Below are 12,459 nucleotides of genomic sequence, written 5' to 3' on the forward strand. Positions count from 1 at the left end.
CCCGGTCGTCCGCGTGGTCGGGCCGAAAGGAGGCGGGTGAAGGAGCGGTGCCTCTCGGACCCAGGTGGGCTCTGCCCTGCCCGCGGACCGGTCGGCTGCCTGGAAGCCGTTCGCCAGCGTACCGACGCGCGTCTGTGGGGTCACTACCCGTGGCGTGTGGACCCGCGCGTGCTACGAGGCGTCGACGTCCGCCACCGGTGGCCACGGGACGGCCGCCGGCCGGGAGAGGATGATCCGTTCGGGCCACCGGGTGCTGACGTCGAAGCTGTAGAGCTCGACCTGCCGCTCGTCGGCGAGCATCAGGGTCAGCAGGTCGGTCGGTGTCGACCCCTCCGCGCCGCTCGCCGCCCGTGCCCCCACGATCTCGTCCCAGGGAAGCGTCACCGCCAGCTCCCGGCGACGACCGGTGAACAGGCGCACGCCGGCGGGGTGCGCGACGAGGAACACCTCGACCGGCCGATTCTTTCCCTTGACGGCGAGGCCGAGCTCTGCGGCACCGGGGCTCCGCACGCGCAGGCTCGTCCACACGAGCGCGTCGGGGTAGTTCACCCGCACCCAGTCGTTCTCCTTGTTGACGGAGCGGGAGGCCAGCAGCATCAAGGTGAACGAGATGGCGGCCGCCCCCAGGACCACCAGACCGACGGGGGAGCCGCGCAGAAGCAGCAGGAACAGGCCGATCACTGCGAACGTCCCATGCCACGTCCACAGGAAGCGGTTCTTCCACCAGGGACGGTTCGCCGGGATGGTCGGTGAAGGATCTGTCATGCCCAGAAGTATCGGCGAGTCCCGCCGGCGATGGACGCATCGACGGCTGACCGGGGCTCAGCGGGCCCGCCGGCTCCTCGGCGCTACGCCGCTCGGGCGTAGGCCCACCCGCGGCACTTCCCTGTGACGGCAGGTCGGGCGAAGATCGCGCATGCCCGACCTGCCGACTGCCCGATGAGCGCCCCGCTCGGCGCCCTCACCGCGCCGGACCCGGCCGGGCCCGGACGCAGGCCTCTGTCCGGGAGAGGTCTGGTGTGGCGCGTGGTCGTGCTCGCTGCGCTGTTCGCCGGTGCCCAGCCGTTCCTCTGGCTCGGCCTGACGATGCTCGAGCTCGCCGGGTCGCGGTACGGGTTCTGGTGGGTGCTGCTGGTGGAGGCGCCGTGGGTCCTGGTGACCTGGTGGGTCCTGGCCCGGGCTCGGCGACCGATGCTGACGCTGGGCGCGGCGAGCCTGGTGGTCGTCGTGGCGGCGCTCGTCATCCCGACGGTCTCGACGCCGGCTCCGGACCGGGTCCAGCTCACCGCGGACCGCCTGCCCGTCCCGCCGGACTGGGTCGTCATCGAGAACGTGGCACACGGCAACAGCCTGTGCTTCGACGTGTGCCCGAGCCTGACGCGCACGTACTCGACGCCCGTGACCGGCGACGAGCCCCATGGCGTGCTCGCTGCGGCGCTCGACGCTCACGGCTGGCGCCGGCTGGACTACGGCTGGGCGCGGGGACGGTTCACGATCGTCATCGCGGACCGGGACGCGGAGCTCTCGGCGCACGACCTGGACGCCCAGGCGTGGAACCGGGTGACGGTGCACCTCACGACGACGGGCTGACAGGCCCGTGCGACCATCGTGGGCATGCTGCTCAACCAGCGGACCGCCGACGGGATACGACGCGGTGAGGTGACGCTGGCGTTCCGACGCTGGTCGGCGCCCCGGGTGAAGCCTGGTGGTTCGTTCCTGTCGCAGGTGGGCATGGTCCTCGTGGGGTCCGTCGACGAGGTCAGCGACGCGACGCCCGAAGAGGCGCGCGCGGCCGGTGCGTCGTCGGTCGACGAGGTGGTCGGCGGCAGGACGGAGCTGCCGCTGTACCGGATCGGGCTGTCGTGGGGTGGTCCCGACCCGCGCCACGCGCTCTCCGCCGACACGTCGTTCACCGTCGAGCAACTGACGGACCTCGCCGCCACGTTCGCTCGCTGGGACGCCCGGACGCCGCCCTGGACGCGGCAGACCCTGGAGCTGATCCGCGACCGTCCGGGCACCCGTGCGCCGGACCTGGCCGCCTCGGTGGGACGCGAGACCGCTCCCTTCAAGCGGGACGTCCGCCGGCTCAAGGAGCTCGGCCTGACGCACAGCCTCGAGGTCGGCTACCGGCTCTCGCCGCGCGGACAGGCGTACCTGGACCGTCGGGACGCCGGCCCGTCGAGCAGATAGACGCCCCCGGAGGTGGTCGGGGCAGCGCGCCCCTGCCGGTCAGCCTCCGGCGAGGTACCGTCAGGGTGTGCCGCCCGCCAACTGGTACCCGGACCCGCATCAGCCCACCCGCCTGCGGTACTGGGACGGCGCCACGTGGACGGGCTACCTGGTCGATCCAGACCACCCTGACGTGGTCCGGTACGAGCAGCCGCCCTGGTCGCCGAACGTGCCGCGCGGCGGGATCGACGTGCCGCTGTCGATGGCCGTGATCTCAGCGTTCTGAGCCCGGGCGCTCAGGGGACGAGGACCTGCACCACGTGCCGGCGCCGCCGCAGGCGCACCGCCGTGATCGCGAGCGCGACCGCCGCCATGCCGACGCCGTACGCCACCCAGTGGACGATCGCGGCCTGCACGTCACCGACGCCGTCGACGGCGTGCCCCACGAGCTCGCGCGTGGACCACAGCGGCAGTGCCTCGGCCACGGCCTTGGTGGGGTCGATGATCATCTGGAGGCCCACGATCGTGATGAGCACCAGCATGCCTTCGAGCTCGCGCGGGACGAGGGCACCGACGAGCAGCCCCAGGACGGCGGCGATGGTCCCGGACGCGACCAGCGCGAGGACGGCGGACCAGGGGTGCACCGTCTCCTGGTCGACGGTGACGAGCACGGCGTACAGGCCCGCCACGAACGCACCGAGGCCCACGGTCGAGGTCAGCCTGCCGAGGTAGAGCCCGGCGGTGCCGTGCCCGGCCAGGCGGAGCCGGGGCTCGAGCGGGCGGACGCTGTTCGTGGCGAACAGCGACACCGTGCTGACGGCCCACGCCAGGCCGAGGCTCGCGAACCGGATGGCCTGCCCCTGGAAGTCGTCCCGCCGGGCGGCGTAGAAGACGAGCGGGACGACGACGAGCAGCAGGACCACCGTGCGACGGCCGAGCAGGTCGCGGACGGTCATCTCCGCGGTCACGGCGAGCCCGCGCATCAGGCGACCTCCGTCCCGGACAGGTCGAGCACGTCGTGGACGCGGTTCAGCTCGTGCAGCATGTGCGTGACGATGACGACCGCACGGCCCTCGCTGCACCACTGGTCGACGAGGCCCCAGAAGTCCAGGTAGCTGCCGTGGTCGAAGCCCTGGTAGGGCTCGTCGAGCAGCACCACGGCGGGGTCCGACAGCATCGTCGTCGTGACGTTGAGCTTCTGCCGGGTGCCGCCGGACAGGTGGCGGACCTGTTGCCGGCGCGGCACGGTCCAGTCGAGCGCAGCGGCGATCCGGCCGCCCTCGGCGACGGCCGCCCGGCGGGACAGCCGCCGCCCGCGGCCGAACCAGGCGAGGTGGTCGTCGGCGGTGAGGAACCCGTCGAGCCCCATCTCCTGCGGGCAGTAGCCCAGCCGTCCCTGGACCCGGACCGTGCCGCTGTCGGGCGAGACGAGCCCCGCGCAGATCTTGAGGAGGGTCGACTTGCCGCAGCCGTTGGCGCCGACGACGGCCAGGGAGCGCCCGGCGGGCACGCGGAACGAGACGTCCGTCAGGATCGGCCGCCGCCCGTAGGACTTGGTCAGGGACTCGGCCTGGAGCCCTCCGGCCTGCGGCATGGGAAGGCGCGGCGAGGTGGACGCCGCTGCGGGGACGGATCGGGTGTCGGCGTCGTCGGCAGCCATGTGGCGACCCTAGCGGGGGGCGGTTCGCGCGCCACGGCGGGTCCCGACCCTCGGCGGAGCCGCCGGCCGGTCGTGGTGCGGCGTCGGCGCCCTCACTCTGTCCGCGATGCAAGACGATCCTGTTCGAGGGCTGACACCCCTGGGTCCCGCTGCTACACATTGCCCTCCCCGACACCCAGGAGGCGATCGTGTCCTGTCGACACATCGGCTGTCCCGAGGTCCGCGGCTGACCGGACCTGTCTCGTCGACGTCCCGACGTGGCGTCCGGCACCGACGACCGATCCTCGAACCACCACTGCCACGACGTCGTCGTGGTCCCTCTCCCATCCCTCTCGCGACGGCCGAGCGCCGCCGCGCGCCGTCACACGCCCATCGCCAGGAGAAATCATGTCCCGTCCCCCGATCACCGCCCGCAACCTGCGACCTCGTCGTCTCGGTGCCGCCCTCGGCATCGTCGCCCTGCTCGCCGCGGCCGCCGCCTGCTCACCCGCCTCGGCAGGTTCCACCGAGGACGCGTCCGGCGCGACCGTCCTGCGCTACCAGGGCTCGGTCGGCCAGGTCGGCTTCCCCGAGCTCGCCGAGGACCTCGGCTACTTCGAGAACGTGAAGCTCGAGTGGATCGGGGACGTCACCGGCGGTCCGGCGTCGATCCAGGCGACGGCCACCGGAGAGACCGACTTCGGCGGCGCGTTCAACGGCGCGATCGTCAAGCTGCGCTCGTCGGGCGCAAAGATCACGTCCGTCATCGGCTACTACGGCTCCGACGACAAGACGTACGGCGGCTACTACGTCACCGAGGACAGCCCCATCAAGGGCGCGAAGGACCTGATCGGCAAGAAGATCGGCGTCAACACGCTCGGCGCGCAGTCCGAGTTCGTCATCCGCGAGTGGCTGACCCGCGAGGGCCTGAGCAAGGACGAGATCAAGCAGGTCGAGCTCACCGTCGTCCCGCCGATCAACGCGGAGCAGGTGCTGCGCGAGGGCCAGGTCGACGTGTCCGCGCTCAGCTTCGTGCAGAAGGACGTCGCCGAGGCGCGAGGCGGCCTGCGCTCGCTGTTCTCGGAGAAGGACCTGTTCGGCGAGTTCACCTACGGCAGCCTCGTGTTCCGCGACGACTTCATCGAGAAGAACCCGGAGGCCGTCAAGGACTTCGTCCAGGGCGTGGCCCGGGCGATCCGGTGGGCGCAGGTGACGCCCGTCGACGAGGTGCGTGCGCGCTTCACGAAGATCATCACGGAGCGTGGCCGCGGCGAGTCCACCGACCTCATCCCGGTGTGGAAGTCGACCGGCATCGCCGGTCCCGGCGGCGTCATCGCCGAGGACGAGATCTCGACGTGGGTCGACTGGCTGGTCCGCGAGGGCGAGCTGAAGAAGGGCCAGATCGAGCTCGACGACCTCTACACCAACGAGTTCAACCCCTACTCGAACGGCACCTACGACCCGGACTCGGGCCCGGACGGCAAGCCGCTGTCCTGACGTCCGCCGACCGCCCGTGCCCTGCACGCCCGACCGAGGAGGCATCATGCCCGCCCGTCAGCTCACCCTGAACCTGTTCATCCACCCGACCGGCCACCACGAGGCGTCGTGGCGGCACCCGTCCAGCCGGCCGGACCGCATCCACACCGCCCGCTACTACCAGGAGCTCGGCCGCCGGGCCGAGGCCGCGAAGTTCGACGCGGTGTTCTTCGCCGACGTGCCGCACCTCGCCGCCAACGTGGAGCACGGCGCGGCGGGCTGGCTGGAGCCGATCACCACGCTCGCGTCCATCGCGGCGGCGACCGAGCACATCGGCCTGATCGCCACGGCGTCGACGACGTTCTACGAGCCGTACAACCTGGCGCGGCTGTTCTCGTCCCTCGACCACCTCAGCGGCGGGCGCGCCGGCTGGAACATCGTCACGACCGCGTCGGCCGGGGCGGCCGGCAACTTCGGCCTCACGTCGTTCCCGGACGTCGAGGAGCGGTACGCGCGGGCCACGGAGTTCGTCGAGACCGTCACCCGGCTGTGGGACTCGTGGGAGGACGACGCGATCGTCCTCGACGTCGAGAACGGCCGGTACGCCGACCCCGCGAAGATCCACGACGCCGAGTTCTCCGGGCGGCACGTGCAGGTGCAGGGGGCGCTCAACGCGCCGCGCTCGCCGCAGGGGCACCCGGTGCTCGTGCAGGCCGGTGCGTCGAACGAGGGCCGGGCGTTCGCCGCCCGTTGGGCCGAGGCGATCTTCACCGCGCACCAGCGGCTGCAGGACGGGCAGGCGTTCGCGACGGACATCCGCGCCCGGGCCGCCGCGTTCGGCCGGGACCCGTCACACGTCAAGATCCTGCCCGGCATCAGCCCGTTCCTCGGGTCCACCGAGGCGGAGGCGCAGGCCCTGGAGCGGGAGTTCAACGAGCTCACCGTCCCGGCGTACGGGCTGCGGCAGCTCTCCGTGCTCACGGGCGTCGAGCTCGGCGAGGACCTGCTCGACAAGCCCGTGCCGGCCGAGCTGTTCGCGGCCGCCGGGGACGTCACCGACAACAACCGCTCGCGGCTGCAGGTCGTCGCGGGGATCGTCGAGCGCGAGCGGCCCACCGTGCGCGGCCTGCTGCACCGGCTCGCCGGGGCGCGGGGTCACCGGGTGATCGCGGGGACGCCCGAGCAGGTCGCGGACACGATCCAGGAGTGGTTCGAGAACGGGGCGGCGGACGGCTTCAACGTCATGCCGCCCGCGCTGCCCACCGGCATCGAGGTGTTCGCCGACCAGGTGGTGCCGATCCTGCAGGCCCGCGGCCTGTTCCGCACGGAGTACACGGGCAGCACGCTCCGCGACCACCTCGGGCTGCCCCGGCCGGTGAACCGGTACGTGGCGCCGGGCGCCCAGCCGGCGGACGCGCAGGCGGACGCGCAGGCAGGCGCGCAGGTCGACGAGCTGGTCGGCGCGTGACCACGACCCCGCCGGCAGCTCTGCGGGACCTCGTCGGTCCCGTGTACGTCCCGGCCGCGATCTTCGGCGTCGGCCAGGGGGCCGCGCTGCCGATCGTCGCGCTGACCGCGCGGGACCTCGGGGCCTCGGTCGCCGTGTCCGCCCTGGTCACCGCGCTCACCGGGGCCGGGCTGCTGGCGGGGGACCTGCCGGCCGGGCGGATCGTCGCCCGGTTCGGCGAGCGCCGCTCGATCCTGGGCGGCGCGGCAGCGGGTGCCGTCGGCGTGGCGCTGTGCCTCGTGGCGGGGAACCTGTGGACGCTCGCCGTGGGCGTGCTGCTGTCCGGCAGCGCCATGTCGGTGTGGTCGCTCGCCCGGCAGCGGTACCTGACCGAGGCCGTGCCGCTGCACCTGCGGGCGCGGGCCATGTCGGTGTTCGCGACGGCGTGGCGGACCGGGGCGCTGGCCGGCCCGTTCGTCGGGGCGGTCGCCATCACCGCCGTGGGGCTGCGCGGCGGCTTCGCGGTGCAGCTCGTGGCCGTGGTGGTCTCCGGGCTGCTCATGGCCCGCCTCCCGGACTCCGCGGGCCGCAGCCTGCGGGACCCGTCGGCGCCCGTCACCCCGCTCGCGGTCGCGTCCGCGTACCGGCGGATGTTCCTCACCCTCGGGATGGGCACGGTGCTCCTCGGGGCCGCGCGGGCGTCGCGCGACGCGGTCGTCCCCCTGTGGGGCGACCACATCGGTCTCGCGCCCGCGCAGATCAGCCTGCTGTTCGGCGCGGCGGGCGTGCTCGAGGTGATCGTGTCGTCGCCCGCAGGGCACCTCATGGACCGGTACGGGCGACGCGCGGTCGCGACACCTTCGCTCGCGCTGCTCGGCACCGCGTACCTGCTGCTGCCGTTCACCGGGTCCGCGGTCGCCCTCGGGCTGGTCGCCGCCGTGCTGGGCGTCGGCAACGGCTTCGGCAACGGCGTCGTCATGACCATCGGCGCCGACGTGTCGCCGGCGGCCAACCGGGCGGAGTTCCTCGCGTCCTGGCGGCTGCTGCACGACGCCGGCATGTTCGGCGGCCCGCTCGCCATCGCCGTCATCGCGCTCCACACGCTCGTCGGCGCCAGCCTCGCCATCGCGGGTCTCGCCGGCCTCGGGGCCGTCGTGCTCTGGCGGTCCATCCCCACGTTCATCCCGTTCCCGACCCGTGACGTCCCGATCCCTGCCGGCCCGGCCGCAGGACCGGACGGACGGTCCACCGCTCTCGAAGGGAGCCGCACATGACCACCACCACACCGCCGCCCAAGCTCCGGTTCGAGCACGTGCACAAGGAGTTCCACGTGCGCGTGCCCGGCGCCGGCCGCGGCTCGCGCACGGCGTTCACCGCGCTCGACGACTTCACGCTCGACGTGCCGGCCGGGGAGTTCCTCACCGTCGTCGGCCCGTCGGGCTGCGGCAAGTCGACGCTGCTGGACCTGCTCGGCGGGCTCACCGAGCCGACGTCGGGCCGCATCCTGCTCGACGGCGAGCCGATCACCGGCCCCGGCCTGGACCGCGGCGTCGTCTTCCAGCAGTACGCGCTCCTGCCGTGGCGGACCGCGCGGGCGAACGTCGAGTTCGGCCTGCAGGCCAAGGGCGTCGGTCGCCGTCAGCGTGCCGCCGTCGCGCAGGAGTACCTGGAGCTCGTCGGCCTCGACGGCTTCGGGGACCGCTACCCGCACGAGCTGTCGGGCGGCATGAAGCAGCGTGTCGCGATCGCCCGCTCGCTCGCGTTCGACCCCGAGGTGCTCCTCATGGACGAGCCGTTCGCGGCCCTCGACGCCCAGACGCGCGAGTCCCTGCAGGACGAGCTGCTGCGCATCTGGCGCGCCACGGGCAAGACGATCGTGTTCATCACCCACGGCATCGACGAGGCCGTGTACCTCGGCCAGCGGGTCGCGATCATGACGCCCCGACCCGGTCGCCTGCAGTCGGTGCGGACCATCGACCTCGACAGGGACGGCGACGCCGACGTGCGCTCGACGGCCCGGTTCGGCCGCCTGCGCCACGAGATCTGGTCCGAGCTGAGGGTCGCGGACACGTCCACGCCCGACCCGTCCGCGCCTGACCCGTCCACCGCGCCCGACGCGTCCACCGCGGCCGACGCGCCGCCCCGAGAGCTGGAGGACTCCCGTGTCTGACCGCCCCACGGCCGTGCTCGACGCGGCGCCCGCACCCGGCACGCCGGTCGACGACACCGTCGCGTTCGCCGACCCGCCCACGCTCGGCCGTCGACCGGCCGTCTCCGCACCACCCGTCTCCGTCGGGCGGCGGCTCGCCGCCGTCGCGGTCCGGGCCGCGCGCTCCTCGATCGCGATCGTCGTGCTGCTGGCGATCTGGGAGGTGGCGCCGCGGGTCGGCCTGACGGACCCGGTGTTCCTGCCGCCGTTCTCGACGGTGCTCGGGGCGCTCGCGGACCTCGCGACCAGCGGCGAGCTCGCCACGCACGTCGGCGCCAGCCTCGCCCGGGCCGGAGCGGGCTTCGCGATCGCGGTGACGGTCGCCATCCCGCTCGGGCTCCTGATCGGCTGGTACCGGCCGGTCGCCGAGCTGCTCAACCCGATCCTCGAGCTGTTCCGCAACACCGCCGCTCTCGCTCTCCTGCCGGTGTTCATCCTGATCCTCGGGATCGGTGAGACGTCGAAGATCGCGCTCGTGGTCTACGCGTGCTCGTTCCCGGTGCTGCTCACGACGATCACGGGCGTACGGACCGTGGACCCGCTGCTGGTGAAGTCGGCGCGCTCGCTCGGCCTGTCACCGGTGCGGCTGTTCCGGCACGTGGTGCTCCCGGCGGCCCTGCCGACGATCTTCACGGGTATCCGGATGGCCGGTGCCGCGTCGATCCTGGTGCTCATCGCGGCCGAGATGGTCGGCGCGAAGGCCGGGCTCGGGTACCTCATCACCTACACGCAGTTCAACTTCCAGATCCCGAAGATGTACGCCGGGATCGTCGTGATCGCGCTCGTCGGGGTGTCGATCAACGGGGTGCTGCTGGCGTTCGAGCGCCGGTTCTCACGCTGGCGGACCGCGTCGGTCTGACGTCGTCGCTGGTGGGCGCTGCAGGCCCCTGCGGGTCTGCGGCGCCCCCGTCGCGTCCACCCGGTCGCCCACATCGACGGATCGCCTGCGGCTGCTAGGAGCCTCTCCTGGCGTGCCGTCGTCGCGTCCAGACCTCGTCGACGACCACGGCGAACGCGACGAGCGCCAGCATGAACCAGAACGAGCGCCGGTCGGACATGAACAGGTCGACCACGAACCACGCCAGCACGACGCCGGAGATCCCCACCGCGGCCGCGGTCAGCCACGTCGACGCGCGCAGCTCGGCCCGCAGCCGGAACGCCGCCACGGCGACCAGCACGAACACCGCCAGCGACACGGCGCTGCCGACCGAGGCGAGCGCGCCGAGGCTGAGCACGGTCACGAAGAGGACCATCAGCGCGGCGGTGATCACCAGGCCGCCGTGCCGTCCCAGCCGGGTGCCGGAGCCGAAGACCGGCGGAAAGGTCCCGGAGGCGGCGAGCGCATTGGTCAGACCACGGGAGCCGTACAGCACCGCGGTCACGCTCGACGAGGTCGCCAGGAGCGCCGCGACCGTCATCATGACGAGCCCCGCCTGTCCGAGCGTCGGCTCGGCCGCGACCGCCAGCGCCCGTGGCCCGGCCTCGACGACCTCGGCGACGGTGAGGGTGCCGAACACGCAGACCGAGACGACCACATAGAGCGCCGTGGTGACGGCCAGCGCCGTGTACATCGCGACGGGCAGCTCGCGCCGTGGCTCGGCGAGGTCGTCGCCGGCGAAGGAGATGACCGCGAAGCCCAGGAACGCGAAGAACGTGAGGGCGACGCTGGCCACGATCGCGTCCACGCCCGGGTAGGTGCTCGGCGCCAGCAGCGAGAGGTCGACGGAAGGCAGCGTGCCGATGATGAAGACGACGAAGACGGCCAGCAGCAGGCCGACGACGGCGGACTGCACCCGGTCGACCAGCCGGGGTCCGGCCACCGTGACCCACGCACCCCCGACCACCAGCGCCGCGGCGCACAGCTTCGACAGCCACCCGCCGGGCGGCCCGTCGGCGATCACGACGGCGGCGTAGTCGCCGAACGAGGCGGCGACCATCGCACCGACCACGACGATCGCGGTCAGGTACCCGAGCCAGGCGGCCACCCCGACGAGCCGGCGGCTGCGGTACCCGTGCTGCAGGTAGACGACGAGCCCACCGGACGACGGCCAGCGCATCGCGAACTTCACGAGCGTGTACCCGAGCGCCGTCGCGGTCGTCCCGGCCAGCAGGAACGAGATCCACACCGCGGAGCCGGCGACCGCGCCGGCCTGCCCGAGCAGCGCGAAGATCCCGGCACCCACCATGGCGCCGATCCCCAGCACCACCGCGCCCCGTACGGTCAGCCGCGCGCCCGCCGCGGGCACCTGGTCGGACATCGGCGGCCCCCTTCGGGTGCTGCCGCCGGTGTCGCCGTCGGCATGTTTCGACGATAGACCGGCAGGTGAGCAGACCGCTCGACGGGCGGCGCCGGGCGCCGTGTCAGGCTGGGCAGGTGGACCTGTTCCGTCGTCTCCGGCCGCGCGCCGACCCGCCCCTGGAGATCCGGGTGGCCGAGGGGTTCCTCGCCGCCGAGGCTCCCGCCCTGCAACGGTCGTTCGTCGCGGCACTCCACCCGCGTGAGCGGCACGACCACGCGGACGTGCCGGACCTCCTCGAGATCGGTCGGGGTGCAGGGGACCGGCTCGTCGTGATCTGGCGCAACCTCGTCGTCGGGTTCGTCCCGGCGGAGCGTGCGCCGCAGATCGAGGCGGCCCTGCCCGCCGGTCCGCGCGCCGGGGTCACCGTGCGCGGCGTGGTGCACCAGGCCCACGGCCTCTGGCGCGTGTGGGTGGGCGACGGCCCGGCGGACGGCCTGCGGGAGCCGCCGGCGGGCCTCGACACGCTCCCGGTGCCCGAGGACACGATCTTCGGTGTCCGGCTCGTCCGGCGGGACGACCACGGGCCGGCCTGACGCCGCCGAGCGGGTGGACCGCGCACCCGCTGCCTCAGGCGTCGGTGCCGCCGTGCCGATCAGCCGGCATGGATCGACTTTTCGGGGTCTTCAGCGACGACGAGTCGCTCTACGACATCAGGCGCACCGACCCGGGCGACCCGGTCGCCGACTTCGAGCTCGGGTTCTGCGACATGGCGGCCGGCCCGTACGAGGCGCTGGTCCTGGAGACCGTCGACGTGCTTGCGGCCGTGCCGGGCGTCGTCGACGTGTGGCAGGAGGACCGCGAGGTCCTGCTCGTGCGCGCACCGGGCGTCGAGACGATCCGGCTCGCCGAGGTCGTCGACCGGTTCTGGCTCGACGCCCTCACCCGCACCGAGCCCGACCCCGCGTACGACGACGAGCTCGGCTCGCCCGACCCGCCCGACCTGGCGCGGGCCTGGAGCCCCGAGCCGGTCCCGGAGGGACCCCTTCCGTCCGCGCGGGACGCGCTGCGGCCGGCACCGTCGGCGCGCAGGATGTGGACCTACCTGGGCTGTGGAGCCGTCGCGACCGCCGGTGGGCTGGTACTCGCGCTGACACCCGGCGGCGGGTCGGGCGTGATGCCACTGGTCCTCGGGGTCGTGAACCTGGCGGTGGGGCTGGATATCGCGAGGCGACGGCGCGGGCTGCCGCGCTGAGCGTCACGGCGGCGGGCTGTCGTGAAC

The 12,459-nt window shown here is 73.2% G+C and carries 14 protein-coding genes; 10 read left to right on the forward strand and 4 right to left on the reverse strand.

Translation table 11 applies throughout. The features are described from left to right. Positions 1-171 precede the first annotated feature (171 nt). A complete protein-coding gene (locus tag ACVW07_RS15760) occupies positions 172-765 on the reverse strand; it encodes a hypothetical protein (RefSeq protein ID WP_456820168.1) in 594 nt (197 codons plus the stop codon). 174 nt (positions 766-939) lie between these two features. On the opposite strand from ACVW07_RS15760, the gene ACVW07_RS15765 reads away from it, so the two are divergent. The 3 genes from ACVW07_RS15765 (at position 940) to ACVW07_RS15775 (ending at position 2,455) form a co-directional block, all read left to right on the forward strand. Next, complete coding sequence (locus ACVW07_RS15765; protein WP_456820169.1) at positions 940-1,590, forward strand: hypothetical protein; 651 nt, start codon at positions 940-942, stop codon at positions 1,588-1,590. A 24-nt stretch (positions 1,591-1,614) separates the two neighbouring features. Continuing rightward, complete coding sequence (locus ACVW07_RS15770; protein WP_456820170.1) at positions 1,615-2,190, forward strand: ASCH domain-containing protein; 576 nt, start codon at positions 1,615-1,617, stop codon at positions 2,188-2,190. A gap of 67 nt (positions 2,191-2,257) precedes the next feature. Next, positions 2,258-2,455 carry a DUF2510 domain-containing protein gene (locus tag ACVW07_RS15775; protein WP_456820171.1) on the forward strand — a complete coding sequence of 66 codons (198 nt, stop codon included), beginning with the start codon at positions 2,258-2,260 and terminating at the stop codon, positions 2,453-2,455. Positions 2,456-2,465: 10 nt separating this feature from the next. Here the strand turns inward: ACVW07_RS15775 and ACVW07_RS15780 are convergent, their stop codons facing one another. Both ACVW07_RS15780 and ACVW07_RS15785 read right to left on the reverse strand, forming a co-directional pair. Beyond that, complete coding sequence (locus ACVW07_RS15780) at positions 2,466-3,152, reverse strand: hypothetical protein (protein ID WP_456820172.1); 687 nt, start codon at positions 3,150-3,152, stop codon at positions 2,466-2,468. After that, the gene (locus tag ACVW07_RS15785) at positions 3,152-3,829 is read right to left on the reverse strand and encodes an ATP-binding cassette domain-containing protein (RefSeq protein ID WP_456820173.1); all 678 of its coding nucleotides are present in this window, start codon (positions 3,827-3,829) and stop codon (positions 3,152-3,154) included. Before ACVW07_RS15785 ends, ACVW07_RS15780 begins: the two co-directional genes overlap by 1 nt. Before the next feature lie 387 nt (positions 3,830-4,216). Here ACVW07_RS15785 and ACVW07_RS15790 point away from each other — a divergent pair, with 387 nt between their 5' ends. The 5 genes from ACVW07_RS15790 to ACVW07_RS15810 are packed head-to-tail and all read left to right on the forward strand — an operon-like array spanning position 4,217 to position 9,799. Beyond that, positions 4,217-5,305, forward strand: a complete 1,089-nt coding sequence (locus tag ACVW07_RS15790; RefSeq protein ID WP_456820174.1) for an ABC transporter substrate-binding protein — start codon at positions 4,217-4,219, stop codon at positions 5,303-5,305. Positions 5,306-5,351: 46 nt separating this feature from the next. After that, positions 5,352-6,752 carry an LLM class flavin-dependent oxidoreductase gene (locus ACVW07_RS15795; RefSeq protein ID WP_456820175.1) on the forward strand — a complete coding sequence of 467 codons (1,401 nt, stop codon included), beginning with the start codon at positions 5,352-5,354 and terminating at the stop codon, positions 6,750-6,752. Beyond that, a complete protein-coding gene (locus tag ACVW07_RS15800) occupies positions 6,749-8,005 on the forward strand; it encodes an MFS transporter (RefSeq protein ID WP_456820176.1) in 1,257 nt (418 codons plus the stop codon). Before ACVW07_RS15795 ends, ACVW07_RS15800 begins: the two co-directional genes overlap by 4 nt. Further along, the gene (locus ACVW07_RS15805) at positions 8,002-8,901 is read left to right on the forward strand and encodes an ABC transporter ATP-binding protein (RefSeq protein ID WP_456820177.1); all 900 of its coding nucleotides are present in this window, start codon (positions 8,002-8,004) and stop codon (positions 8,899-8,901) included. The genes ACVW07_RS15800 and ACVW07_RS15805 overlap by 4 nt, the downstream gene beginning before the upstream one ends. Continuing rightward, entirely contained in the window at positions 8,894-9,799 is a 906-nt protein-coding gene (locus tag ACVW07_RS15810; RefSeq protein WP_456820178.1) for an ABC transporter permease, read from the forward strand. Before ACVW07_RS15805 ends, ACVW07_RS15810 begins: the two co-directional genes overlap by 8 nt. Positions 9,800-9,893: 94 nt before the next feature. On the opposite strand, the gene ACVW07_RS15815 is transcribed toward ACVW07_RS15810, so the two are convergent. Then, a complete protein-coding gene (locus tag ACVW07_RS15815; RefSeq protein WP_456820179.1) occupies positions 9,894-11,198 on the reverse strand; it encodes an APC family permease in 1,305 nt (434 codons plus the stop codon). A gap of 116 nt (positions 11,199-11,314) precedes the next feature. On the opposite strand from ACVW07_RS15815, the gene ACVW07_RS15820 reads away from it, so the two are divergent. Both ACVW07_RS15820 and ACVW07_RS15825 read left to right on the forward strand, forming a co-directional pair. Next, positions 11,315-11,773 carry a hypothetical protein gene (locus ACVW07_RS15820; RefSeq protein WP_456820180.1) on the forward strand — a complete coding sequence of 153 codons (459 nt, stop codon included), beginning with the start codon at positions 11,315-11,317 and terminating at the stop codon, positions 11,771-11,773. A gap of 68 nt (positions 11,774-11,841) precedes the next feature. Further along, positions 11,842-12,432, forward strand: coding sequence for a hypothetical protein (locus ACVW07_RS15825; protein WP_456820181.1), 591 nt, complete (start codon positions 11,842-11,844; stop codon positions 12,430-12,432). The last annotated feature ends 27 nt before the right edge of the window (positions 12,433-12,459 follow it).

Source organism: Cellulomonas sp. URHB0016 (assembly GCF_054057935.1).

What these genes read in the sequence shown, in the direction of transcription:
- ACVW07_RS15760 (WP_456820168.1), bottom strand. Translation starts at nt 765, where the DNA reads ATGACAGATCCTTCACCGACCATCCCGGCGAACCGTCCCTGGTGGAAG.
- ACVW07_RS15765 (WP_456820169.1), top strand. Translation starts at nt 940, where the DNA reads ATGAGCGCCCCGCTCGGCGCCCTCACCGCGCCGGACCCGGCCGGGCCC.
- ACVW07_RS15770 (WP_456820170.1), top strand. Translation starts at nt 1,615, where the DNA reads ATGCTGCTCAACCAGCGGACCGCCGACGGGATACGACGCGGTGAGGTG.
- ACVW07_RS15780 (WP_456820172.1), bottom strand. Translation starts at nt 3,152, where the DNA reads ATGCGCGGGCTCGCCGTGACCGCGGAGATGACCGTCCGCGACCTGCTC.
- ACVW07_RS15785 (WP_456820173.1), bottom strand. Translation starts at nt 3,829, where the DNA reads ATGGCTGCCGACGACGCCGACACCCGATCCGTCCCCGCAGCGGCGTCC.
- ACVW07_RS15790 (WP_456820174.1), top strand. Translation starts at nt 4,217, where the DNA reads ATGTCCCGTCCCCCGATCACCGCCCGCAACCTGCGACCTCGTCGTCTC.
- ACVW07_RS15795 (WP_456820175.1), top strand. Translation starts at nt 5,352, where the DNA reads ATGCCCGCCCGTCAGCTCACCCTGAACCTGTTCATCCACCCGACCGGC.
- ACVW07_RS15805 (WP_456820177.1), top strand. Translation starts at nt 8,002, where the DNA reads ATGACCACCACCACACCGCCGCCCAAGCTCCGGTTCGAGCACGTGCAC.
- ACVW07_RS15815 (WP_456820179.1), bottom strand. Translation starts at nt 11,198, where the DNA reads ATGTCCGACCAGGTGCCCGCGGCGGGCGCGCGGCTGACCGTACGGGGC.
- ACVW07_RS15825 (WP_456820181.1), top strand. Translation starts at nt 11,842, where the DNA reads ATGGATCGACTTTTCGGGGTCTTCAGCGACGACGAGTCGCTCTACGAC.